Source organism: Pseudomonas marginalis, from assembly GCF_024169655.1.
Taxonomy (GTDB): Bacteria; Pseudomonadota; Gammaproteobacteria; order Pseudomonadales; family Pseudomonadaceae; genus Aquipseudomonas; species Aquipseudomonas paraveronii.
In genome coordinates, this window is the sequence record NZ_JALJWV010000001.1 from 2,543,870 (window position 1) to 2,567,978 (window position 24,109).

Annotated in this window: 22 protein-coding genes and 2 riboswitches; of the genes, 17 read left to right on the plus strand and 5 right to left on the minus strand. The window is 62.4% G+C overall.

The window, feature by feature from the left end:
• The first annotated feature begins 161 nt into the window (after nucleotides 1-161).
• Together J2Y83_RS11480 and nfuA are read left to right on the plus strand one after the other, a co-directional pair.
• Nucleotides 162-2,456, plus strand: a complete 2,295-nt coding sequence (locus J2Y83_RS11480; protein WP_253395256.1) for a fatty acid cis/trans isomerase — start codon at nucleotides 162-164, stop codon at nucleotides 2,454-2,456.
• Between the two features lie 94 nt (nucleotides 2,457-2,550).
• Nucleotides 2,551-3,135, plus strand: a complete 585-nt coding sequence (gene nfuA / locus J2Y83_RS11485) for a Fe-S biogenesis protein NfuA (protein ID WP_253395257.1) — start codon at nucleotides 2,551-2,553, stop codon at nucleotides 3,133-3,135.
• Between the two features lie 248 nt (nucleotides 3,136-3,383).
• On the opposite strand, the gene cobM is transcribed toward nfuA, so the two are convergent.
• The 4 genes from cobM to J2Y83_RS11505 form a co-directional block, all read right to left on the minus strand.
• Nucleotides 3,384-4,130: a precorrin-4 C(11)-methyltransferase gene (gene cobM, locus J2Y83_RS11490; protein ID WP_253395258.1), complete on the minus strand. Its 747-nt coding sequence runs from the start codon at nucleotides 4,128-4,130 to the stop codon at nucleotides 3,384-3,386.
• A 70-nt stretch (nucleotides 4,131-4,200) separates the two neighbouring features.
• Nucleotides 4,201-4,593 carry a cobalamin biosynthesis protein gene (locus J2Y83_RS11495; protein ID WP_253395259.1) on the minus strand — a complete coding sequence of 131 codons (393 nt, stop codon included), beginning with the start codon at nucleotides 4,591-4,593 and terminating at the stop codon, nucleotides 4,201-4,203.
• Complete coding sequence (locus tag J2Y83_RS11500) at nucleotides 4,590-5,294, minus strand: CbtA family protein (RefSeq protein ID WP_253395260.1); 705 nt, start codon at nucleotides 5,292-5,294, stop codon at nucleotides 4,590-4,592. The genes J2Y83_RS11495 and J2Y83_RS11500 overlap by 4 nt, the downstream gene beginning before the upstream one ends.
• Before the next feature lie 11 nt (nucleotides 5,295-5,305).
• Entirely contained in the window at nucleotides 5,306-5,494 is a 189-nt protein-coding gene (locus tag J2Y83_RS11505) for a CbtB domain-containing protein (RefSeq protein ID WP_138815786.1), read from the minus strand.
• Nucleotides 5,495-5,590: 96 nt separating this feature from the next.
• A riboswitch (cobalamin riboswitch) is annotated at nucleotides 5,591-5,800 on the minus strand.
• Nucleotides 5,801-5,841: 41 nt separating this feature from the next.
• A riboswitch (cobalamin riboswitch) is annotated at nucleotides 5,842-6,041 on the plus strand.
• Nucleotides 6,042-6,133: 92 nt separating this feature from the next.
• Between J2Y83_RS11505 and cobW the strand changes: the two genes are divergently transcribed.
• The 5 genes from cobW to J2Y83_RS11530 all read left to right on the plus strand — a co-directional run bounded on the left by cobW (nucleotide 6,134) and on the right by J2Y83_RS11530 (nucleotide 13,433).
• Nucleotides 6,134-7,195: a cobalamin biosynthesis protein CobW gene (gene cobW / locus J2Y83_RS11510; protein WP_301294970.1), complete on the plus strand. Its 1,062-nt coding sequence runs from the start codon at nucleotides 6,134-6,136 to the stop codon at nucleotides 7,193-7,195.
• A gap of 3 nt (nucleotides 7,196-7,198) precedes the next feature.
• Entirely contained in the window at nucleotides 7,199-10,960 is a 3,762-nt protein-coding gene (cobN, locus tag J2Y83_RS11515) for a cobaltochelatase subunit CobN (RefSeq protein WP_253395265.1), read from the plus strand.
• Entirely contained in the window at nucleotides 10,960-11,961 is a 1,002-nt protein-coding gene (locus J2Y83_RS11520; RefSeq protein ID WP_253395267.1) for an ATP-binding protein, read from the plus strand. The genes cobN and J2Y83_RS11520 overlap by 1 nt, the downstream gene beginning before the upstream one ends.
• A gap of 53 nt (nucleotides 11,962-12,014) precedes the next feature.
• Entirely contained in the window at nucleotides 12,015-12,617 is a 603-nt protein-coding gene (locus J2Y83_RS11525) for a vWA domain-containing protein (protein ID WP_253400380.1), read from the plus strand.
• A gap of 111 nt (nucleotides 12,618-12,728) precedes the next feature.
• Nucleotides 12,729-13,433, plus strand: a complete 705-nt coding sequence (locus J2Y83_RS11530) for a type VI secretion IcmF C-terminal domain-containing protein (protein ID WP_253395268.1) — start codon at nucleotides 12,729-12,731, stop codon at nucleotides 13,431-13,433.
• A gap of 32 nt (nucleotides 13,434-13,465) precedes the next feature.
• Here the strand turns inward: J2Y83_RS11530 and J2Y83_RS11535 are convergent, their stop codons facing one another.
• A complete protein-coding gene (locus J2Y83_RS11535) occupies nucleotides 13,466-14,413 on the minus strand; it encodes a DUF1853 family protein (protein ID WP_253395269.1) in 948 nt (315 codons plus the stop codon).
• A gap of 143 nt (nucleotides 14,414-14,556) precedes the next feature.
• On the opposite strand from J2Y83_RS11535, the gene J2Y83_RS11540 reads away from it, so the two are divergent.
• From J2Y83_RS11540 to J2Y83_RS11585, 10 genes are all read left to right on the plus strand, one after another.
• Nucleotides 14,557-15,447, plus strand: coding sequence for an NAD(+) kinase (locus J2Y83_RS11540; RefSeq protein ID WP_003217892.1), 891 nt, complete (start codon nucleotides 14,557-14,559; stop codon nucleotides 15,445-15,447).
• Entirely contained in the window at nucleotides 15,447-16,418 is a 972-nt protein-coding gene (locus J2Y83_RS11545; protein ID WP_253395270.1) for a metallophosphoesterase, read from the plus strand. The genes J2Y83_RS11540 and J2Y83_RS11545 overlap by 1 nt, the downstream gene beginning before the upstream one ends.
• The gene (locus J2Y83_RS11550; RefSeq protein ID WP_253395271.1) at nucleotides 16,415-17,287 is read left to right on the plus strand and encodes a rhomboid family intramembrane serine protease; all 873 of its coding nucleotides are present in this window, start codon (nucleotides 16,415-16,417) and stop codon (nucleotides 17,285-17,287) included. Before J2Y83_RS11545 ends, J2Y83_RS11550 begins: the two co-directional genes overlap by 4 nt.
• Before the next feature lie 12 nt (nucleotides 17,288-17,299).
• Nucleotides 17,300-17,560, plus strand: a complete 261-nt coding sequence (locus J2Y83_RS11555; protein ID WP_253395272.1) for a YeaC family protein — start codon at nucleotides 17,300-17,302, stop codon at nucleotides 17,558-17,560.
• Nucleotides 17,557-18,387 carry a DUF2797 domain-containing protein gene (locus J2Y83_RS11560; RefSeq protein WP_253395274.1) on the plus strand — a complete coding sequence of 277 codons (831 nt, stop codon included), beginning with the start codon at nucleotides 17,557-17,559 and terminating at the stop codon, nucleotides 18,385-18,387. Before J2Y83_RS11555 ends, J2Y83_RS11560 begins: the two co-directional genes overlap by 4 nt.
• Nucleotides 18,388-18,400: 13 nt before the next feature.
• A complete protein-coding gene (gene pepN, locus J2Y83_RS11565) occupies nucleotides 18,401-21,058 on the plus strand; it encodes an aminopeptidase N (RefSeq protein WP_253395276.1) in 2,658 nt (885 codons plus the stop codon).
• 132 nt (nucleotides 21,059-21,190) lie between these two features.
• Entirely contained in the window at nucleotides 21,191-21,907 is a 717-nt protein-coding gene (locus J2Y83_RS11570) for a helix-turn-helix transcriptional regulator (protein ID WP_247395734.1), read from the plus strand.
• 51 nt (nucleotides 21,908-21,958) lie between these two features.
• The gene (locus tag J2Y83_RS11575; RefSeq protein ID WP_247395736.1) at nucleotides 21,959-22,294 is read left to right on the plus strand and encodes a nuclear transport factor 2 family protein; all 336 of its coding nucleotides are present in this window, start codon (nucleotides 21,959-21,961) and stop codon (nucleotides 22,292-22,294) included.
• A 15-nt stretch (nucleotides 22,295-22,309) separates the two neighbouring features.
• The gene (zapE, locus tag J2Y83_RS11580; protein ID WP_253400381.1) at nucleotides 22,310-23,416 is read left to right on the plus strand and encodes a cell division protein ZapE; all 1,107 of its coding nucleotides are present in this window, start codon (nucleotides 22,310-22,312) and stop codon (nucleotides 23,414-23,416) included.
• A gap of 165 nt (nucleotides 23,417-23,581) precedes the next feature.
• On the plus strand, nucleotides 23,582-24,073 hold the full coding sequence (locus J2Y83_RS11585) for a GNAT family N-acetyltransferase (RefSeq protein WP_247395738.1): 492 nt from the start codon (nucleotides 23,582-23,584) through the stop codon (nucleotides 24,071-24,073).
• The last annotated feature ends 36 nt before the right edge of the window (nucleotides 24,074-24,109 follow it).

The following is a 24,109-nucleotide window of genomic DNA, read 5'->3' on the forward strand; positions in this document are numbered from 1 at the left end:
TACTCTGGTCAGGCATTACGGAGGGCGTGGATCATAGCAAACCTGTGTGGATTTGGAGCATGTGCAGGTTTTGCATGAATATCGTTCATGTTGATGTCAGTGTTAGACCGGTAGAATCCGCCGGGTTTTCTATTTTGGCTTTATATATTGGGACCAGGCTCATGCCGTATCGCATCATCATCAGCTTCATTCTGTTGCTGATTGGCAGCACCGCACAGGCCCAAGATTCCGCTCCGGCGATTTCCTACACCCGTGATATCCAACCGATCTTCACTGAGAAATGCGTAGCGTGCCATGCCTGCTACGACTCGGCCTGCCAGTTGAACCTGGGCAGCGGCGAGGGCGCAGCGCGGGGGGCGACCAAGGTGCTGGTCTACGATGGTGATCGCAGCCAGGCGACCAAGCCGACGCGCCTGTTCTACGACGCGTTCGGCAAGGCCGCCTGGCGGCACGAAGGCTTCAGTTCCGTGCTCGACGCCCAAGGCAGCCAGGCCGCGCTGATGGCGCGCATGCTCGAACTGGGCCACCGCCGCACGCCGTTGCAGCCCAACGGCAAGCTGCCGGACGACATCGTGCTGGGCCTGAACCGCGAGAACATGTGCCCGCTGCCAGGGGAGTTCGACGCTTACGCCGACGCGCACCCCAATGAAGGCATGCCGCTGGCCGTGACCGGTTTGAGCGACCAGCAGTATCAGACCCTGCGACGCTGGCTGGCCTCCGGTGCGCCGATTGACCAACAGGGCGTGGCGCCAAGCGCCCTGGAAGCCGCGCAGGTGCTGCAGTGGGAAAACCTGTTCAACGCCCCCGGCGCCCGCGAAAGCCTGGTCGCCCGCTGGCTGTTTGAACACCTGTTTATCGCCCACCTGTATTTCGAAGGCGGTGAGCCGGGGCATTTCTTCCAGTGGGTCCGTTCGCGCACCCCCAGTGGTCAGCCGATCGACCTGATCAATACCCGTCGCCCCAACGACGATCCCGGTACCCGGATCTACTACCGGCTGTGGCCGATACAAGGGGTGATCGTCCATAAGACCCACATCACGTACCCGCTCAGCGCGGCGAAAATGGAACGGGTCAAAGCCTTGTTCTACAGCGGCGACTGGCAGGTCACCGCCTTGCCGGGCTACGGCCCTGGCCGTCGTGCCAACCCGTTCGAGACGTTCGAGGCGATTCCGGCCCAGGCGCGCTACCAGTTCATGCTCGATAACGCCGAGTACTTTGTCCGCACCTTCATCCGCGGCCCGGTGTGCCGGGGCCAGATCGCCACGGACGTGATCCGCGACAATTTCTGGGCACTGTTCCAGGCCCCCGAACACGACCTGTACATCACCGATCCGCTCTATCGCGGTCGGGCCACGCCGTTGTTGGCAATGCCCGGGCAGAACGACGACGTGGGCAGCGTGCTCAGCCTGTGGCTCAAGTACCGTGACAAGCGCAACGAGTACGAAGCGCTGCGTCGGTACCGCTATGGCGAGTTGCCTGCGCCCGGTTGGTCGACGCTGTGGGTCGGCAATGACAATGCGTTGTTGAGTATCTTCCGTCACTTCGACAGCGCGTCGGTCAACAAAGGCCTGATCGGTGAAGTCCCGCAGACGCTGTGGTTGTTCGATTATCCGTTGCTGGAGCGCACCTACTACCAATTGGTGGTCAACTTTGACGTGTTCGGCAACGTCTCCCATCAGGCCCAGACCCGCTTGTACTTCGACCTGATCCGCAATGGCGCGGAACAGAACTTCCTGCGCCTGATGCCGGCCAATTCGCGGGAGGATTTCCTCGACGATTGGTATCAGAACGGCGGCAAGGTCAAGTTGTGGATGGACTATGAGTCGATCGACGACGATAAACCCACCGGTCTGAAGCTGAATGAAACGGACCCGAAACGCGATTTCGTCAACCAGTTGCTGGCCCGTTATGGCGACCTCAATGCCAGCCCGGACCCGATCAATCGCTGTGTCGGCGCCTATTGCTCGCGGCCGAGCCTCGAACCGGTGCTGCGCGATGCCGAGCAGGCCCTGAGTCGCCTGACATCACGCCCGGCGGCGGGGCTCAAGGTTATCGACCAATTGCCGGAAGCAACCATGCTGCGCGTCGAAACCCGCACCGGTCATCGTGAGGTCTACAGCCTGCTGCGCAACCGTGCCCACAGTAATGTCGCGTTCATGCTGGGTGAGGCTTCTCGCTATCAACCGGGCCTGGACACGTTGACGGTCTACCCCGGCGTGCTGAGCAGTTATCCGAACTTCATGTTCAATATCCCGGCCGAGCAGGTGCCGGCGTTTGTCGCGGCGATGGAAAGTGCCCGGGACGCCCAGCACTTCGAGAAAATCGTCGATCGTTGGGGTGTGCGCCGCAGTCATCCGCAGTTCTGGGAGTACTTCCACGATCTGTCGACCTACATCCGCGAAACCACGCCGGTGGAAGAGGGTGTGCTGGATATGAATCGCTATGAAAACCTCTGACGACGATGGCGAGGCTTTTCCGACAAAATTACTGGGGCTTTGTATCTGCGTAATATTTTGGCGTAAACTGCCAGCAAGCCTGTGAGGAGTTTCCATGACTGCCATAACCATTACCGACGCCGCCCACGATTACCTGGCTGACCTGCTGTCCAAGCAGAACACCCCGGGTATCGGCATCCGCGTCTTTATCACCCAGCCTGGCACCCAGTACGCCGAGACGTGCATCGCCTACTGCAAGCCAGGCGAAGAGAAGCCGGAAGACACCGCGCTGGGGCTGAAAAGCTTCACCGCGTATATCGATGCCTTCAGCGAAGCGTTCCTCGACGACGCGGTGGTCGACTACGCGACCGACCGCATGGGCGGCCAATTGACCATCAAGGCGCCGAACGCCAAGGTGCCGAACGTCAACGCCGACAGCCCGGTCAACGAGCGTATCAATTACTACCTGCAGACCGAGATCAACCCTGGCCTGGCCAGCCACGGCGGGCAGGTCAGCTTGATCGACGTGGTGGAGGACGGTATCGCCGTATTGAAGTTCGGCGGCGGCTGCCAGGGCTGCGGCCAGGCGGACGTGACCCTGCGTGAAGGCATCGAGCGCACCTTGCTCGAGCGCATTCCGGAGCTCACGGGTGTACGTGATGTGACTGACCACACGCAGAAAGAAAACGCCTACTACTGAGTCAGGTGTTCACTGCGAACTAAAAAACGGCGCCCCGTGAGCGCCGTTTTTTTATTTAATTTCAGTTGGTTACGACTTTTGTCTAACGCTAAGGATTAAGTGTGGGAGGGGGCTTGCCCCCGATAGCATCCTGTCAGTCTCCTTATTAAGCGACTGATACACCGCTATCGGGGGCAAGCCCCCTCCCACAAATTTTTGTATTTATTTATTTAAAACAGTGTGTTGATAACAACTCATGAAGTTTTGGATTAAGGTCGGTACACGTGCGCATGCCCGGCCCGATACAGCGACGACGCGCTGAAACTGTCACTGGCCAGCACCCGACCCACCACAATCAGCGCCGTGCGCCTGAAGCCCTTGGCCGCGACCTTTTCGGCGATGTCCGCCAAGGTGCCGACGGCCCAATCCTGATCCGGCCAGGTCGCACGGTGTACCACGGCAATCGGGCAATCCGCGCCGTAGTGCGGCAGCAGTTCGGCAACGATCTTCTCCAAATGATTGACCCCCAGGTGAATCGCCATGGTTGTGCCATGACGGGCCAGGCTGTCGAAGTCTTCACCGGCAGGCATGCGGGTTTTGTCCGCATACCGGGTGAGGATCACGCTCTGGGCGATGTCCGGCAGCGTCAGTTCGGTCTCCAGCAGCGCTGCGCAGGCCGCTACGGCGGTGACCCCGGGGATGATCTGGAACGCAATGCCCAACTCGCGCAACTGCCGGATCTGTTCGCCAATCGCCCCATACAGGCTTGGATCGCCGGAGTGGACCCGCGCCACATCCTGGCCCTTGGCATCGGCGGCCTTGATCACGTCGATAATCTGTTCCAGGTGCAGTTCGGCGCTGTTGATCACCTGTTCGGCCTGATGGCCTTCCAGTACCGCCGCCGGCACCAGCGACCCCGCATAGATGATCACCGGGCAACTGCGGATCAGCCGCTGGCCTTTGACGGTGATCAATTCCGGGTCGCCGGGGCCGGCGCCGATGAAGTAGACGGTCATGGAGAATTCCTGTGGAAAAGCGGGCGAGCATGAAGATTGCTCATGATCGGAAGCGGCGATTATCGCGATTTCAGTCGGCGCAGGCCAATGCCAACGTGGCTCGGGCGGATTTTTTGCGCGGGATCAGTAAGCGGGCAGGGGCGCCGCTGAGCTGTTCGGCCAGGGCCAGGGCCGCGCTTTCGGCGATGCCATAACAACCGGTATGGGTAAAGGCGACGGCAGATCTATGGCTCAGGCGACCTTCATACGCCGCCAGTTGCGCGGCGCTGAAGCATTGCAGTGGCAGGTTCAGGACTTGCGCCAGAGCTAACAAGCCCGGCTCGTCCTGCTTGCGATCAATGCTGGCCAGCGCCGTGATGCGGTGGCGCTCGATACCGCCCTCGGCGAGGGCGGCGTCCAGCAGGTCGAGCAGGGCTTGCAGCGCGCAGCCGCGCTGGCAGCCCAGGCCGACCACCAGGTTCATGCCGAGTATCGATCGTCGCGATTGCGGCGAAACAGCCAGGCGCTGATTAGGCCCAGCGCCAGCCAGAACGCGACGTTGGTCAGTTGCGAGGCGATCTTGAACTGCGCTTCCAGAGCCTCAGGGGCCAGCATCGAATGCACTTCAGGTTGCGGTGCGCCAATCACATGAGGTACCACGAGGATCGCCGCGCCCAGCGCTTTGAGCAGCCAGTTGCCTCCGAATACCAGCAGCGCGATACCGGCTGCGGTTGAGGCCGCAGTACCGATCCACCAGATCTGCCGTTGCGCCAGGTCGGCGGCGGCAGTGCCCGGCAATTCCGGTGGCAGGCCCAGGGTTGGCGCCAGAACAAAGGTCGCGTAGCCGGCCAGGCCCCACAGCAGCCCTTGAGCCGTGCGGGTCGGCGCGCGCAGGGTGTAGAGACCGGCGAGCATCAGCGCGAAACCGACCGCCACCACCAGGTTGCCGCCGGTGGTGGACAGCACGCGTTGCCAGCCGTCTTCCGGCTCCCAGGCTTCGGCGTCATGAGTGTGCGCGGTTGTACCGGCGGCGTGCTCATGCACCACTTCCGTCGCGGCCGGGGCTTTTTCAAAGGTTTCCGCCTGCATGATCAGCGGGGCGACCCAAAAACTTTGCAGCAGAGTCAGCAACAGGGCGGCCAGCATCCCGCTGAAACCTGCGGTTTGTGCAATACGCTTAATCATGTCGGCAGGTCTCAATGGCACGGGAACGCGGCGCTGTGGCGGGTATCGTGGGCGGCGTTGTGTACCGCTTCGATATGCGAGAACCCGGCGAAATACACCAGGCACGCGCCGAGGATCGACGCGCCGATGGCGGCGCTCAGGCGTTGGCTCAGGGTGGCGGTACTGCTAGCGGTATGCGAGGTGCTGCTGATGATCGACATGGCGCGTCCCTTCAGGGTTTCAGGGTGACACGAGCGCATGAAAACCCCGCGAGCCAGGCACGCAGGATTCAAACAGCGCCCGCCCACCGCGGGTTTGTTGGATGATTTTTTCGGGCCGGTCTCCGGGCTTGCGAGGGGGCTCTTGAACTGAGTCCTGAAAGCATCGCCTTCCCATGCACAAAGCACAGTGGCTGTGACGCTTCGCTCGCTTACCGTTGCGGGGGCAGCACCGGACTGGTCATATCGCTATGACGCACCGGTTTCCCGTTTCACCCTGTGAAGGGCACCCGAAACAAGGTGAGTAGGAAAGCATGCAGGGCGACGGTAGTCAAATTGACCGAGCACCTGTAGCCTTGCACCTTCGAGGTTCTTCGGCCCAGGCCGAAGCTAAGAAGGGAACGCGGTTCAAGCCGCGGCTGCCCCCGCAACTGTGAAGGGTTTATCTGACTGCCACGCCACTGCCATCAAGGCGGGAAGGCGCAGCCAGCGCCGGTCGCAAGACCCGCAAGCCCCAAGCCAGGAGACCTGCCTCGCAACCGATTTTTCAATTCAACCGGGCGGGGTGATCCGGTGACGAAATCTGCTGCTGCGCGCTGCGCAGGGCCTATCGTCCCGTATGCCCGCCCCCAAGGGCATCCGATGAAAACACTGGCCAAACTCCCCGTCACCATCGTTACCGGCTTTCTCGGCTCGGGCAAAACCACCTTGCTGCGCCATATGCTCGATAACGCCCAGGGCCGTCGCATTGCGGTGATCGTCAACGAGTTCGGCGAACTGGGCATCGACGGTGAAATCCTCAAGCAGTGCTCCATCGGTTGCACCGAGGAAGAAGCCAACGGGCGCGTGTATGAGCTGGCCAACGGCTGCCTGTGCTGCACCGTGCAGGAAGAGTTCTTCCCGGTGATGCGCGAACTGGTCGCCCGTCGCGGCGACCTCGACCATATCCTCATCGAAACCTCCGGCCTGGCCCTGCCAAAGCCCTTGGTGCAGGCGTTCCAGTGGCCGGAAATCCGCAGCGCCTGCACAGTCGACGCGGTGATCACCGTGGTCGACAGCCCCGCCGTGGCGGCCGGCACCTTCGCCGCGTTCCCGGACCAGGTCGACGCCCAGCGCAAACTCGACCCGAACCTGGACCACGAATCACCGCTGCATGAGCTGTTCGCCGACCAACTGGCCAGCGCCGACCTGGTGATCCTCAACAAGTGCGACCTGATCAACCCCGAGGACCTGGCCCGCGTGCGCCTGGAAGTCGCCGAAGAGTTGCCGCCGGCGGTGAAGATCATCGAAGCCAGCAGCGGTCGTGTGCCGCTGGACGTGTTGATCGGCCTGGGCGCCGGCTCCGAAGCGCACATCGACGCTCGCCACAGCCATCACGATCATCATCACGAAGGTGAAGACGATCATGATCACGATGCGTTCGACTCCATTTCCATCGACCTGCCCCAGTCCGACGAAGCGCTGCTGCTCGACGCCCTGACCCAACTGGTGGTGCAGCACGGCATCTTGCGCGTCAAAGGCTTTGCGGCGATCCCGAACAAGCCGATGCGCCTGCTGATCCAGGGCGTGGGCACGCGCTTCGACAAGCACTTCGACCGCGCCTGGAGCGCCGACGAAGCGCGCATCACGCGCCTGGTGCTGATCGGCCAGGAGCTGGATGCGGCGGGCCTCGAAGCGCAATTGCGCGCCGCCCTCAGCGTTTAACCCATGCACTTGCTCAGGACCCAGCCCGGCGGTTTCGTCGCGGACGACAATATTGCCGACCTTGGACAAACCCCCGCCGAGCTGGTGATCCTGTGCAGTGGCGACTCCAGCCTGGCGCTGCTCGCTGAAGCGGCCCAGCAATTGCCCGAGGACTACCCCAGCTTTCGCCTGGCCAACCCGATGCAGGTGCAGAACCATGCCTCGGTGGACTTGTACGTCGACGAGGTGCTGCGCCACGCCAAGGTCATCCTGATTTCCCTGCACGGCGGGATCGGCTATTGGCGTTACGGCATCGAGCGTCTGGTGGCGTTGGCCGAGCGCGGGGTCACGCTGATCCTGGTGCCGGGGGATGATCGCGCGGACCCGGAGCTCAGCGGCCTCAGCACCGTGGATGCCGCAGCGCGTGAGCGCCTGTGGCAGTTCCTGCGCCAGGGCGGCCTGGGCAACGCGCTGGATTTTTATCGCTGCCTGGCCAGCGGCTATCTGGGCCGCGACTATGCCTGGGCCGAGCCGAAAACCCTGGCGCGCAGCGCGATTTATCACCCGCACAAGGCCAATGCGTGCCTCAGCGACTGGCAGTTGGACTGGAATCCCGAGTTCCCGGTGGCGGCCGTGCTGTTCTACCGCTCCCATCTGCAAGCGGCCAACACCGGTTTTATCGATGTGTTCTGCCAGCGCCTGCAGGCGGCGGGCCTGAATCCGTTGCCGATGGCGGTGGCCAGTCTGAAGGAGCCCGGCTGCCTGACGGCGGTCGAGGATTGGCTGGATGAAGTGCAGGCATCGGTGATTCTCAACACCACCGGCTTTGCCCAATCCAGCCCAGAGGCGCCACATTTGCGCCCGTTTCGCCGCAATATCCCGGTGATTCAGGCGATTTGTGCCCAAGACAATCAACCCGGCTGGCAGGCCAGTGAACAAGGCCTCGGCCCGCGTGACCTGGCGATGCACATTGCCTTGCCGGAACTGGATGGTCGCATCATCAGCCGGCCGATCAGCTTCAAGGACCTGGCCTGGCGCAGCGAGCGCAGCCAGTCGGACGTGGTGTGCTATCGCGCAGCGCCGGAGCGCATGGACTTTGTCGCTGAACTGGCGCGCCGTTGGGTCGAACTGGCGCGGGTGCCGAATGCCGACAAGCGCATCGCTCTGATCCTCGCCAACTACCCAACGCGCGACGGTCGCATTGGTAACGGTGTGGGCCTGGACACGCCGGCGGCGGCGCTGAATATCCTGCGGGCCTTGCAGGCCGAGGGTTATCCGCTGCCCGAAATCCTGCCGGAAAGCGGCACCGCGTTGATCCACGAACTGCTCGGTGGCGTCACCAACGACCTGGACAACCTCGACCTGCGCCCGTGCCACCAAAGCCTGGGCCTGGACGACTACGAGGCGATGTTCAAGCGCCTGCCCGAAGCCAACCGCCAGGCGGTGCTGGAACGCTGGGGCACGCCCCACAACGACCCGATGTGCCGCGACGGCCGCCTGATGATCGCCGGCCTGCGCCTGGGCTTGACGTTTATCGGCATCCAGCCGGCCCGCGGTTACCAAGTGGACGCCAGTGCGGTGTACCACGACCCGGACCTGGTGCCGCCCCACGCCTACCTGGCGTTCTATTTCTGGTTACGCCACACCTACGGCGCCCACGGCGTGATCCACGTCGGCAAGCACGGCAACCTGGAATGGCTACCGGGCAAGGGCGTCGGGCTGTCGGAAAATTGCTGGCCCGACGCGCTGCTCGGGCCGCTGCCGAATATCTACCCGTTTATCGTCAACGACCCGGGCGAGGGCGCCCAGGCCAAACGCCGCACCCAGGCGGTGATCATCGATCACTTGATGCCGCCGCTGACCCGTGCCGAAACCTACGGGCCGCTGCGCGACCTGGAGCTGTTGGCGGACGAATACTACGAAGCGCAACTGCTCGACCCGCGCCGCGCCCGCGAGCTGCAAAAGGACATCCTCAAGCTGGTGCGCGAAACCCGCATCGACCAGGAACTTGAGCTGGACAGCGATGCCGATGCGGCGATCTGGTTGCCGCGTCTGGATACCTACCTGTGTGACTTGAAGGAATCGCAGATCCGCGACGGCCTGCATATCTTCGGCGAGTCGCCCCAGGGCCGCTTGCGCGTCGACACGTTGCTCGCGTTGCTGCGTATCCCCCGTGGCGACGGTCGAGGCGCGCAATCGAGCCTGTTGCGGGTGTTGGCCAAGGCCTTCGAACTGGCGTTCGATCCGCTGGACTGCGCCCTGGCCGAACCTTGGACCGGTCGCCGTCCAGAGGTTTTGCAAAGGATCGATCCCCAGCTGTGGCGCACGGCCGGTGATACCCGCGAGCGCCTGGAACTGTACGCCGCGTGGTTGATCGAGCGCGCGCTGGAAGGGCCGCTGGAACAGTTGGAAGTGCCCGGCTGGGAGGACGTCAAGTCGGTCATCGAAAGCCTGCGCAGTGTCGTGGCGCCGCGCCTGGATGCGTGCGGCCCGGCGGAAATGCGCGGCTTGCTCGACGCCCTGGGCGGCCGCTTTGTACCGGCCGGCCCAAGCGGCGCGCCGAGCCGCGGGCGCCTGGATGTGCTGCCCACCGGGCGCAATTTTTTCAGCGTCGACGTGCGCAACCTGCCGACCACTACTGCTTGGCGCATCGGTTTTCAATCGGCCAACCTGATTCTGGAGCGGCACCTGCAAGACCACGGCGACCACCTGCGCCAGCTCGGCTTGTCGGTGTGGGGCACCGCCACCATGCGCACCGGCGGCGACGATATCGCCCAGGCCATGGCCCTGATGGGTGTGCGCCCGGTGTGGGCCACGGGCAGCCAGCGGGTGGACGACTTCGAAATCCTGCCGATCAGCCTGCTGGACCGTCCGCGTGTCGACGTGACCTTGCGCGTGTCCGGGTTCTTCCGGGATGCCTTTGCCAACCTGATCCGCCTGTTCGATGCAGCGGTACAGGCGGTGGCGGCGCTGGACGAGCCCGACGACATGAACCCGCTGGCCGCCAAGGTCCGCAGCGAGCGCCAGGCTCTGCTTGAGTCTGGGCTGGACGAAGCCGCAGCGGCGAAACAGGCCGGTTGGCGTATTTTCGGCGCCAAGCCCGGCGCCTACGGTGCGGGGGTGCAGGGCGCGATCGATGGTCGCCTGTGGCAGAGCCGCGAGGACTTGGCCGAGGTCTACCTGAACTGGGGTGGCTACGCCTATGGTGGTGCCGACGAGGGCACCGCCGCCCGCGGGCAATTCGCCCAGCGCCTGAGCCAGGTGCAGGCGGTGCTGCAAAACCAGGACAATCGCGAGCACGACCTGCTCGACTCCAACGATTACTACCAATTCCAGGGCGGCATGCTCGCCGCCGTGGAAACCCTGAGCGGCGACAAGGCTGCCAGCTACCATGGCGACCATAGCCAGCCGGACTTGCCGAAAATCCGCACCTTGAAGGAAGAGCTGAACCGGGTGATCCGTTCCCGCGCCGCCAACCCCAAGTGGATCGAAGGCGTGAAACGCCATGGCTATAAAGGCGCATTCGAGATGGCGGCGACCGTGGACAATCTCTTCGCGTTCGACGCCACTACCGCGCTGATCGACGATCATCAATACGCCTTGCTCGCCGACGCCTATCTGCTCGACCCTGACACCCGCGCCTTTGTGCAACAGCACAATCCCGATGCCCTGCGGGATATGACCGAGCGCATGCTCGAGGCCCAACAGCGCGGCATGTGGCAGGCGCCGGGGGCGTATCGCGAGGCGTTGGAAAACCTGTTGCTGGATATAGAAGAAGACAGCTGATGACTGAGATACCCCATTTTCCGCTGTCGGCCGTGGTCGGCGCCGACGACCTGAAGCTGGCGCTGTGCCTGACCGCCATCGACCCGAAGATCGGCGGTGTGCTGATCGAAGGCCCGCGCGGCATGGCCAAGTCCACCCTGGCGCGTGGGTTGGCAGACCTGTTGGCCAGCGGTCAATTCGTCACCTTGCCGTTGGGCGCCACCGAAGAACGGCTGGTCGGCACCCTGGATCTGGATGCCGCATTGGGCGAAGGCCGCGCGCAGTTTTCACCCGGCGTGCTGGCCAAGGCTGACGGCGGCGTGTTGTATGTCGACGAGGTCAACTTGCTGCCCGATCACTTGGTGGACCTGCTGCTGGACGTGGCCGCCAGCGGTACCAACCTGATCGAACGCGATGGCATTTCCCACCGGCATTCGGCGCGCTTTGTGCTGATCGGCACGATGAACCCGGAGGAGGGGGAATTGCGCCCGCAGTTGCTTGATCGCTTCGGTTTCAACGTGGCCTTGAGCGGGCAAACCGTACCGGCCGAGCGTGGGCAGATCATCCGCCGACGCCTGGACTTCGACAGCGACCCCGCAGCGTTCTGCGCGCAGTGGGCGCAGCCGCAGTCGGCATTGCGCGAACGCTGCACCCAGGCGCGGGCCTGCCTCGACAGCATTGCATTGGATGACGCGGCGTTGGCACAGATCACCGAGCGCTGCTTTGCCGCGGGCGTGGATGGTTTGCGCGCCGACCTTGTCTGGTTGCGTGGCGCCAGAGCGCATGCCGCCTGGCGCGGCGCGACGGCCATCGCCGAGGAAGATATCGAAGCCGTGGCCGAGTTCGCCTTGCGCCATCGTCGCCAGGCGCAGTCCCCACCGGCAAGCCCACCCAACCCTGAGGGCCAGGCGCCCCAAGCGTCCGACACTTCACCCGGCCAAGGCCAGTGGGGCGATATGCCTGCGCCGGCCTTGCCCACGGGCGCTCGCCGAGACGTGCCCGCCTGGCCAAAAAAGCCCTAGGCATCCGCCCCCGACCTGACGCGGGGGCGGATGCCCGGCCCAAGGCGGGGCGACTGGATAAAGGCAGGCACGGCAAGCCGCGCAGCGCACAGCACGGCGCGATCAACTGGCCGGGCACCTTGCTCGGGGGGCGGCCGCAGTGCCGTGAGGATCTGCGCTTGCACCTGCGCAGCCGCTCGGCCCAAGAGTTATGGTTGGTGATTGTCGACGCGTCGGCGTCCACCCGACGGCATCGTGCGTTGACCGATGCCAAAGGGCTATTGGCCCAACTGTTGGATGACGCCTACCGGCAGCGGGCGCGCATGGCATTGCTGACGGCGAGCGGACAGTCGCCGAAGTGGCAGGTGCAGGGCCTGAAAGCCGCGAAGAGCCTGACGGGTTGGCTGGATCAGCTCGGCGCGGGTGGCGGTACGCCGCTGTTGGCCGCGCTGAGCGAGGCGGCACAATGGCTGGCGGCGCGCAGAAAACGCTACCCCACCGAGCAGCAGCGGTTGCTGGTAATGACCGATGGGCGGCTCAAGGAGATTGTCACGTTGCCAGCGCTGGATTGCCCGGGGTTACTGGTCGACATCGAACGCGGGCCGATTCGGTTGGGGAGGGCACGAGAGCTGGCTCAGCGCCTCTATTTGGATTATCGACATATCGATAGTTTTTAGGCTCTAAAGCCGGATCGGGAAGCGTCACTTTTGTAAAGTCGAATTTTCCGACATCAATCACCGATAACAAATATTTACTCTCTGAATCCTCTCGCGTTCAGGAGTAAAGGGATGACTTCCAGCGTATTACCGAGCGTTTTCTTCGACCACAGTCGACACACCCTGAGCGTGCGCAACGTCGAGGCTCGTCTTGACGTATTGGCCTTCGAGGGCCTGGAATACCTGAGCCAACCCTTCACCTATCGCATAGCGTTCACCAGCACCGAACATGACCTCGCCGCCGAAACCCTACTCGGCCAGGACTTCCTTTTCAGCCTGGTGCGTGAATACCCCAAGCGCGAACAGGTCATGCAGTATGGCGAGAGCGATCTGGCCTTCATCTCGCGTCTGCTGGCCGACGGCGGCATGGGGCTGAGCTTTGAACTGCAAGGCAAACCCGTGCGCGACGTGGTGCAAACCACCTTCATCCTCAACGGCGACCGACACCAGTACTTCAACCAGAAAGAAAGCTGGCAGCGTTTCAACTGGCCGGGTCGCAGCGACTATCCCGGCGTGAGCCTGAGCTGGACCAGCGTGCATGCCGGCGAGCGGTTATTCGGCGATTACCCCGGCACCTGGGGCCTGATCCGCCTGCTGGAGAACGCCCAGGTTACGCCGTTGGACGACGGCGACAGCCGCTACCGCCTGGCCCTCAAGGCGCCTGACGGTTTGAACCTGACGTGGCACCTGCGCACCGAACTGGATGCGGGACCGTTGGCGTTGCTCAAGCTGCGCAGCTTCACGTTGCCGCAACAGATATTCCTCAACGAGGGCTGAGCCATGGCGTCGGTGAGGCGGCTCCTTGCCGGTCAGGAAGCGCCCGGCACATTCGGCCAAAGATCCGCCACCAAAAACAACCGCTCAGCTTCCTCCCAGTCCTCGCCGTTCTGAACCAGCCGCACCAGCAACTGAGCCGGGGCCATTGGCGCCAGGTCCGCCAGCCATCCTTGCATCTGTTCTTCGCTCCACACCGCTTCTGCCAGGTAATGCGCTGGCGCCAGCCACGCATGCCGGGGCAGGGGCTGCCAGCGACCGGGCGCACTGGCGCTGACAAAGTCCCGCCAATCACGCTGATGCAGCCAGCGCCCACGCAAATGCTCTGGGTGAGCGCCGTGGGGCGGTTCCGCCTGGCCAGGCCAGGGATAGAGCAAATAGCCGCCGAGCCACAAGTGCGCATCGAACTGCTCGATGCCCAGCGCCGCCAACGCCTCGTGGCTCTCCGGGCGTGCCGAAATCGGCAGCTGATGCTGGGCCAGGTGCGCCAGCTTGCGATCCAGCCGATCATGACAACCCGGCCCCAGCCACCGTGCGGTGTCCTGGCCGTTGCCGTCCTGCGGACCGAGGTAGAGTTTGATCGCCAGTTCCAAGTGATGCACGCCGTCGCGGTCGCGCAGGAGCATGTCCAGTTCACCCAGAGTATGCCCGGCGCGGCGGATCGGCAGGTTGGCGGCCAACAGTTCCACGCCCGGCGCATGCTGCACTGCGAACTGCCACAGGCGTTCGTAATAAAGGCCCAGGCGCCGGGTGCGTGCCAGATTCAACCAATGCTGCAGGGGGCTGCTGTCCTGGTCCAAGTGCCGCAGCCAGTGCTCGAGACGGTCGGGCGCCTGTACCCAGTCGCTGCCGGCCAGCGGATGGCGTTGCGGCCACGGCGTTTGCGCGAGCATGGGCGGGGCGAGCATTACCCACGCCAAGTCGCGCACCTCGGGATGGCGCAGTTGGCGGGGAAGGTTGTGCAAGTCGGGGAAGACGGTCATGGTCCGAGCATAGCCTTTTACACAGGGGAGGGTGGCTGAGAAGCGTTGTCATCAAGGCTTCACGGCGACAAAGGATTTTGCCTGACGCGGCCTTTCGCCCATAATCGTTCTTTTTTGCCACACCCCAATCCCGCAGGAGCCCCATGGAGCAATTTCGCAATATCGGCATTATCGGTCGCCTGGGCAGTACCCAGGTGCTGGACACCGTCCGCCGGCTGAAAAAGTTTCTGCTCGAGCGCCACCTGCATGTGATCCTCGAAGACACCATCGCCGAAATCCTCCCGGGCCATGGCCTGCAAACCTCGTCGCGCAAGATGCTCGGTGAAGTGTGTGACATGGTGATTGTGGTCGGCGGCGACGGCAGCCTGCTCGGCGCCGCACGGGCGCTGGCACGGCATAACGTGCCGGTGCTGGGGATTAACCGTGGCAGCCTGGGGTTCCTGACCGATATTCGTCCCGATGAGCTGGAAGTTGAAGTGGCCAAGGTGCTCGACGGCCATTATCTGGTGGAGAACCGTTTCCTGCTGCAGGCCGAAGTGCGTCGCCACGGCGAAGCCATTGGCCAGGGCGATGCCCTCAACGATGTGGTGCTGCACCCCGGCAAATCCACGCGGATGATCGAATTCGAGTTGTATATCGACGGCCAGTTCGTGTGCAGCCAAAAGGCCGATGGCCTGATCGTCGCCACGCCCACCGGCTCCACCGCCTATGCGCTGTCGGCGGGTGGCCCGATCATGCACCCCAAGCTTGATGCCATTGTGATTGTGCCGATGTACCCCCATATGTTGTCCAGCAGGCCTATCGTGGTCGACGGCAACAGTGAGCTGAAAATCGTGGTTTCCAAAGACATGCAGATTTACCCGCAAGTCTCCTGTGACGGGCAGAACCACTTCACCTGCGCCCCCGGTGACACCATCACCGTGAGTAAAAAGGCGCAGAAGCTGCGGCTGATCCATCCGCTGGACCACAACTACTATGAAGTGTGCCGCACCAAGTTGGGCTGGGGCAGCCGCTTGGGGGGTGGAGGCGACTGATGCTCGATCCCGCGCGTAGCTACGACCTGATTGGCGATGTGCACGGTTGCGCCCACACCCTTGAGCACTTGCTCGACCAGTTGGGTTACCACAAGCACGCTGGCACCTGGCGCCATCCATCACGCATGGCGGTGTTCCTCGGCGACATCATCGACCGTGGCCCGCGGATTCGCGAGGCGCTGCATATCGTCCATGACATGGCCGAGGCCGGGCAGGCGTTATGCATCATGGGCAACCACGAGTTCAATGCCCTGGGCTGGGCCACGCCCGCGCCGCCGGGCAGCGGCAAGCAGTTCGTGCGCGAACACACGCCACGGCACGAGCGGTTGATCCACGAGACCCTGACCCAATTCGAGCATCACCCGGGCGACTGGCACGACTTCCTTGGCTGGTTCTATGACATGCCGCTGTTTGTCGACGCCGGACGTTTCCGCGTGGTGCATGCGTGCTGGGATGACGGGTTTATCCAGCCGCTGCGCGCGACTTTTCCCGACGGCTGTATCGATCAGCATTTCCTGCAGGCCGCCGCCGTACCGGGCAGTTTCGCCTGCAATGCCTTTGATCGCCTGCTGCGCGGCACCGACATGCGTCTGCCGGACGGTTTGACCCTGACCGGCGGCGATGGCCTGACGCGTTCGTTCTTTCGCACCAAGTTCTGGGAAGAAGACCCGAAAACCTACGGCGACATCGTGTTCCAGCCCGACGCATTGCCGGAGCCGGTGGCGCGGACACCGTTGTCGTCGTCTGAAAAGAATTCCCTGCTGCGCTACGGCGTCGACGAGCCTGTGCTGTTCGTCGGGCATTACTGGCGCAGCGGCAAACCGGCGCCGATCCGTCCGAACCTGGCCTGCCTGGACTACAGCGCGGTGCTGTACGGCAAGCTGGTGGCGTATCGACTGGATCAGGAAACCCGCCTTGATCCGCATAAATTCGTATGGGTCGACGTTGAGCGACCCGAGGTAATTACATGAGTGCCGTGCCCGTATTACGCTTGCCGCTGAGCGTCGACCTGGGCGGTTTCGTCAAACTGTTGCAACGCATGCAGGTGCCCCATCGCGTCAGTGAAGAAGCGGGCGAGCAGGTGTTGTGGGTGCCCGCGACCATCAGTGACGACGTGCGCGTCTTGTATCAACGTTTTCCGGCCGGCGATCCGGACCAGCAACTGGATATTCCCGAGCAGGCGCCGGTCACGCGCCCAAGTTTTGTCCAGCAAGTACGCCACAGCCCGGTGACGGCGCTGGTGCTGCTGGCGAGCCTGATCGTCGGCGCGGTGACCTTGCTCGGTGAAAACCTGCAAGCCATGAGCTGGCTGACCTTCCTGCCGTTCCGGGTGATGGGTGAGTACATCCAGTTCACGCCGCTGGCCGATACCTTGGCCTCGGGCCAGTGGTGGCGGCTGGTCACGCCGATGTTGATCCACTTCGGCATCCTGCACCTGGCCATGAATGGCATGTGGTACTGGGAGCTGGGGCGACGTATTGAAGCGCGCCAGGGCAGTATCAACCTGCTGGGCCTGACGCTGTTGTTCAGCCTGGCCTCCAACTTCGCTCAATACACCTATGGCGGCCCGGGCCTGTTTGGTGGCTTGTCCGGCGTGTTGTATGGGTTGCTGGGACACTGCTGGATCTATCAACTCCTCTCGCCCAACCCGGCCTATCGCCTGCCCCGTGGGGTATTGGTGATGATGCTGGTGTGGCTGGTGCTGTGCCTGTCGGGGCTGGTCTCGATGATCGGTTTCGGCGAAATCGCCAACGCCGCCCATGTCGGCGGCCTGGCCATCGGTTGCCTGACCGGCTTGTTGGGCGGTTTATACAGTCGTCGCAAATCCACTATTCGTTAAGGAAGAGCCTGAATGTCCTCTTTTGCTGAAATGATCGAAAACATCACCCCGGACATCTACCAGAGCCTCAAGCTCGCCGTGGAAATCGGCAAATGGTCCGACGGCCGCAAGCTCACCGCCGAACAGCGCGAGCTGTCGCTGCAAGCGATGATCGCCTGGGAAATCCAGAACCTGCCGGAAGACCAGCGCACCGGCTACATGGGAACGCAGGAGTGTGAATCGAAGTCGATCACGGTGCCGAACATCCTGTTTAAGTCGGATGCGATCCATTGATTGAAATTGGTCGCGGTGCAGTCAGCAAAATGTCGGCGCAACTCGGTGAGCCGACTGTTCAATACGCGTTTCGTCTGGGCGATACCGAGGTGCCGGTCAACCCCTTGATCGGCACCCATGTGCGCCTGGAGTACCTCGGTGCGATCCATTGCAGCCATTGCGGCCGCAAGACCAAGACCAGCTTCAGCCAGGGTTATTGCTACCCATGCATGACCAAGCTGGCCCAGTGCGACCTGTGCATCATGAGCCCCGAGCGTTGTCATTACGCCGCGGGTACCTGCCGTGATCCTGCGTGGGGCGAGCAGTTCTGCATGACCGACCATGTGGTTTACCTGGCCAATTCGTCGGGGATCAAGGTCGGCATCACCCGCGCCACCCAATTGCCCACGCGTTGGCTGGACCAGGGCGCCAGCCAGGCGCTGCCGATTGTGCGTGTTTCCACGCGCCAGCAGTCCGGTTTTGTCGAAGACCTGTTCCGCAGCCAGGTGGCCGACAAGACCAACTGGCGTGCCTTGCTCAAGGGCGATGCGCAATCGGTCGACCTCAAGCAGGTGCGCGATGAGCTGTTTGCGTCTTGCGCCGACGGCCTGGTGAGTTTGCATGAACGCTTTGGCCTGCAAGCCATCCAAACGATTGCCGACATTGAACCGATCGAAATCCGTTACCCGATCGAGCAGTATCCGACCAAGATCGTCAGTTTCAACCTGGACAAGAACCCGATTGCCGAAGGCACGCTGCTGGGGATCAAGGGCCAATACCTGATCTTCGACACCGGCGTCATCAATATTCGTAAGTACACGGCCTACCAGCTCGCCGTGCATCAGTAAAAGGATGCCACCCATGCGCACCGAACAACCGAAGATGATTTACCTGAAGGACTATCAGGCGCCGGACTACCTGATCGACGAGACGCACCTGACCTTCGAGTTGTTCGAGGACCACAGCCTGGTCCACGCGCAGTTGGTGATGCGCCGCAACCCCGAGCGTGGCGCCGGCTTGCCACCGTTGGTGCTGGACGGCCAGCAGCTCGAGCTGTTGAGCGTGAACCTGGCTGACCAGGAGTTGACGGACGCTGACTATCAGTTGACCGACAGCCACCTGACCGTGCAGCCCACGAGTGAGGCCTTCACCCTCGACACCAGCGTCAAGATCCACCCGGAAACCAACACCGCCCTCGAAGGCTTGTACAAGTCCGGCGGCATGTTCTGCACCCAGTGCGAGGCCGAAGGGTTCCGCAAGATCACTTACTACCTCGACCGTCCGGACGTGATGAGTACCTTCACCACCACCGTGATCGCCGAGCAACACAGCTACCCCGTGCTGCTGTCCAACGGCAACCCGATTGCCAGTGGTCCTGGCGAAGACGGTCGGCACTGGGCCACCTGGGAAGACCCGTTCAAGAAGCCGGCGTACCTGTTCGCGCTGGTGGCCGGTGATTTGTGGTGTGTCGAAGACAGCTTCACCACCATGACCAGCCGTACCGTGGCGCTGCGTATCTATGTCGAGCCGGAAAATATCGACAAGTGCCAGCACGCCATGATCAGCTTGAAAAAATCCATGCGCTGGGATGAAGAGACCTACGGCCGGGAGTACGACCTCGACATCTTCATGATCGTCGCCGTCAACGACTTCAACATGGGCGCCATGGAGAACAAGGGCCTCAATATCTTCAACTCCAGTGCCGTGCTGGCCCGCGCCGAAACCGCTACCGACGCCGCCCACCAGCGGGTCGAGGCGATCGTCGCCCATGAGTACTTCCACAACTGGTCGGGCAACCGCGTGACCTGTCGCGACTGGTTCCAACTGTCGCTCAAGGAAGGTTTCACCGTGTTCCGCGACTCGTGCTTCTCTGCGGACATGAACTCGGCCACGGTCAAGCGCATCCAGGATGTGGCATACCTGCGCACTCACCAGTTCGCCGAAGACGCCGGCCCCATGGCCCACGCCGTGCGCCCGGATAGCTTTATCGAGATTTCCAACTTCTACACCCTGACCGTGTACGAAAAGGGCTCGGAAGTGGTCGGTATGATCCACACGTTGCTCGGCGCCGAAGGCTTCCGCAAAGGCAGCGACCTTTATTTCGAGCGCCATGACGGTCAGGCCGTGACCTGCGACGACTTCATCAAGGCCATGGAAGACGCCAACGGCGCCGACCTCAGCCAGTTCAAGCGTTGGTACAGCCAGGCCGGTACGCCACGCTTGGCGGTGAGCGAGTCCTACGATGCGGCGGCCAAAACCTACAGCCTGACGTTCCGCCAAAGCTGCCCGGAAACGCCGGACAAGGTGGAGAAGCTGCCGTTCGTAATTCCGGTGGCATTGGGCCTGCTGGACGCCAAGGGCGCCGCTATAGCGTTGCGCCTGGCCGGTGAGGCAAGCGCTGCCGGCACGTCCCGCGTGATTTCGGTGACCGAGGCCGAGCAGACCTTCACCTTCGTCGATATCGTCGAACAACCACTGCCTTCGCTGCTGCGCGGTTTCTCGGCGCCGGTGAAGCTGAGCTTCCCATACACCCGTGATCAGCTGATGTTTCTGATGCAGCACGACAGCGACGGCTTCAATCGCTGGGATGCCGGCCAGCAATTGTCGGTGCAGGTGTTGCAGGAGCTGATTGGCCAGTATCAAGCGGGTCAGCCGCTGAAGCTGGATCAACGCCTGATCGACGCATTGCGCACAGTATTGAGCGATGAAAGCCTGGACCAGGCGATGGTCGCCGAAATGCTCTCGTTGCCGGGTGAGGCCTACCTGACGGAAATCAGCGAAGTGGCCGATGTCGACGCCATTCACGCCGCCCGTGAATTCGCCCGCAAGCAACTGGCCGACCAGTTGTTCGACGGTTTGTGGCTGCGCTACCAGGCCAATCGCGAACTGTCCAAGCAAACCCCGTATGTGGCGGCTGCCGAGCACTTTGCCCGGCGTGCCTTGCAGAACATTGCGCTGTCGTACCTGATGCTCAGCGGCAAGCCGCAAGTGCTGGCGGCAACGTTGGACCAGTTCGACACCAGCGACAACATGACCGAACGCCTGACCGCATTGGCCGTGTTGGTGAATTCGCCGTTCGAGGCGGAAAAAGCCAAGGCCCTGGCGACGTTTGCCGAAAACTTCAAGGACAACCCGCTGGTCATGGACCAGTGGTTCAGCGTGCAGGCCGGCAGCGTGTTGCCGGGCGGGCTGGCTCGGGTCAAGGCGTTGATGGAGCATCCGGCGTTCACTATCAAGAACCCGAACAAAGTGCGCGCGCTGGTGGGCGCGTTTGCCGGGCAGAACCTGATCAACTTCCACGCTGCGGACGGTTCGGGCTATCGCTTCCTGGCGGACCTGGTGATTCAGTTGAACGGCTTCAACCCGCAGATCGCCTCGCGTCAGTTGGCGCCGTTGACCCGCTGGCGCAAATACGACAGCGCGCGGCAGGCGCTGATGAAGGCGGAGCTGGAGCGTATTCGTGCCTGCGGTGAGCTGTCGAGTGACGTGTTCGAGGTGGTCAGCAAGAGCCTTGCGTAAACCCCGTAATTAAAAAAACGGCCGGCAGGCCGTTTTTTTTCGCCGCGGATAATTGGCGGCCGAGCGGCTGCTGACATTTTCTGACAGGGTGCTCTGATAAGCTGCCCACTTTCCTTTTTCGGTGGGCTCAATGTGTCGCGTACCACTCGTCTACTGACTTTGCTCCAGGCCCTGCGGGGCAAGAAGCGTCCGGTGACCGCCGCCGTGCTGGCGGCACAGTTGGAGGTGTCCGAGCGCACGCTGTATCGCGACATCGCCGAATTGACCGCGCTGGGGGCGCCGATTTTTGGCGAGGCCGGGGTAGGGTATGTGCTGCGCAGCGGGCTGTTTCTGCCGCCATTGATGCTCAACGCCGAGGAAACCGAAGCCATCGTACTCGGTCTGCGCTATGTGGATCAGCGTGGCGACGACGTCTTGAGCCATGCTGCGGCCAATGCCTTGGCGAAAATTGCCGACGTGCTGGACCCCGCCGCCCAGGAAGCGTTACGCAACCCGACACTGCTACCTGGCCCGCCAGGGTTCGGCTACCCGGAAAACCGCGTACCGCTCAATGTGTTTCGCGAAGCCATTCGCAATCAGGCCAAATTGCACGTCGATTACGCCGATGCGAGCCAGACTCAGAGCCAACGGCTGATCTGGCCCCTGGCGCTGGGCTTTCTCAATGAGGTGCGGGTGATTGTGGCCTGGTGCGAACTGCGCGGTGCGTATCGCACCTTTCGCACCGACCGCGTGGCGGCCGCCGAGGCCCGCGGCGAGCGTTATCCGGGGCGCCGCAGTGACTGGCTGCGGGCCTGGCGCAAGTTGATGGAGCAGCAGCAATCCTCGCCGTTTACTCCTGACAAAAACTGACACAGCCTTGGTTTAGCATCGCGTCATAAATCACCACAAAGGAGCTGTGACATGTCCCTCGCAGAACTGGCCCCGGCCATCGCGGCCTATATTGCGGCAACCAATGCCCGCGACACCTCGGCCGTCGCCCACTGTTTTGCCGACGACGCCAACGTGTTCGATGAAGGCACGCACCAGGTCGGCACCGCTGCCATCGCACGTTGGATGGAAGACACCGCGCAGCGTTATCAGCCCAGGGTCGAAGTACTTAACGTGCAGCATCGTACCGGCAAGGTATTGGTCAACAATGTGGTTTCCGGGAACTTCCCCGGTAGCCCGCTGGAGCTGCGCTATACCTTTCGCTTGAATGAACAGGGCAAGATTTCACGGTTGGATATCTCGTTGTAAGTCATAATGGCGCGCATGACTTTCGACTCGCCTCTCGCTGCTTATCAATACGCCACTGCCCAGTTAGGCTTCGTCGCCGACGATGCCCAGCGCCGCGCGGTGGATGCCCTGCAGGCCTGCCACCAGGCCTTGCACCTGGGGCGCTCGCCGATCCTCGGGGTTTACCTCTGGGGGCCGGTGGGGCGGGGCAAAACCTGGTTGATGGACCAGTTCTACCTTAGCCTGCGCGTGCCAGCGCGGCGCCAACATTTTCATCACTTCATGGGCTGGGTACACCAGCGTTCGTTCCAGCTCACCGGCACCCATGATCCGTTGCAAGCGTTGGCCCGTGAGTTGGCCCAAGAGGTGCGCGTGCTGTGCTTTGACGAGTTGTTCGTCAATGACATCGGTGACGCAATCATCCTCGGCCGCTTGTTCCAGGTGATGTTCGAAGAGGGCGTGGTGATGGTCTGCACGTCCAATCAACCGCCCGAGCAGCTCTATGCCGGCGGCTTCAATCGCGAGCGCTTCCTGCCGGGCATTGCGGCGATCAAGCAGCACATGCAAGTGGTGGCCGTAGACGGTGGCGAAGACCATCGCTTGCACCCGGGTGTCGGCGTGCAGCGCTATTGGGTCGATCAACCGGATGCACTGGCCGCGGTGTTCAAGCAATTGAGCGAGGGCCAAGCGGTGCGCCACGGGGTGGTCAGTGTCGGTCATCGCTGCATTGTGGCGGTGCAGGCCAGCGACACGGTGCTGTGGTGCCGGTATGCCGACCTGTGCGAGCAACCTTTGGCGGCGATGGATTTCATGCTGCTGTGTGATCGTTTCAAGGCGATCCTGCTGGGTGAGGTCCCCAACCTGAGTGCGCAAAAGCGTCCGGGGCGGATCGCCCGAGGCACCGAGGACGGTGTCCAGCGGGTGGCGGCCGGTGATCGCGAATTGCCCGAGTTGTCAGTACACGATGACAGCGTGCGGCGCTTTATCGCCCTGGTGGATGAATGCTATGACCGCAAGGTGCCACTGTTCATCGAGGCTAAAGTGCCGTTGGAAAGCCTCTATACCGAAGGCTATCTGGAATTCCCTTTCAGGCGAACCTTGAGCCGCTTGCAGGAGATGCAATTGCAGCGCTTTGGGGTGTAGGAAAAAGCCTCGTGCAAGGCCTATAGCGGCTTTCGATGCGGAAAACCTTCGCGCTTTCCGGCAGCTTTTTGTAGCTAATCTCCTTCATCTAGCGCCTGCTCCACGCTTACAATCGTTCTCCTCAGAGGGAGCTGATTCCCTTGTTTGTCGTTATCGAGGAAGGAAATGGACACCCCTGACATCCTGGTGCTGCAAGCCAGCTACACCAATCCTGTGCATGCCGAGGCCATCGCCCTGGTGCTCAATCATTACGCTGAAGACCCTATGGGTGGCGGCCACAGCCTGCCAGCCGACCTGCTGCAACAACTGCCGGCTGAACTGGCCAAGCGCCCGCATGCGTTCAGTGTCTTGGCATTCGTGGGCGGCGAGCCTGCGGGGTTGGTCAATTGCTTTGAAGGGTTTTCCACCTTCGCTTGCCGCCCGCTGGTCAATGTCCACGATGTGGCCGTGATGAATCAGTTTCGGGGCCTGGGGCTGAGCCAGAAAATGCTGCAGAAGGTCGAGGAAATCGCCCGTCAGCGTGGCTGCTGCAAGATCACTTTGGAAGTGCTCGAGGGCAATGCTGTGGCGCAAGCGGCGTACCGCAAGTACGGTTTTGACGACTCGGTATTTGATCCGGCCCATGGGCGTATGTTGTTTTGGAATAAGCCGTTGTAATAAGTCACAGGCAAAAAAGGCGCCATTCAATGGCGC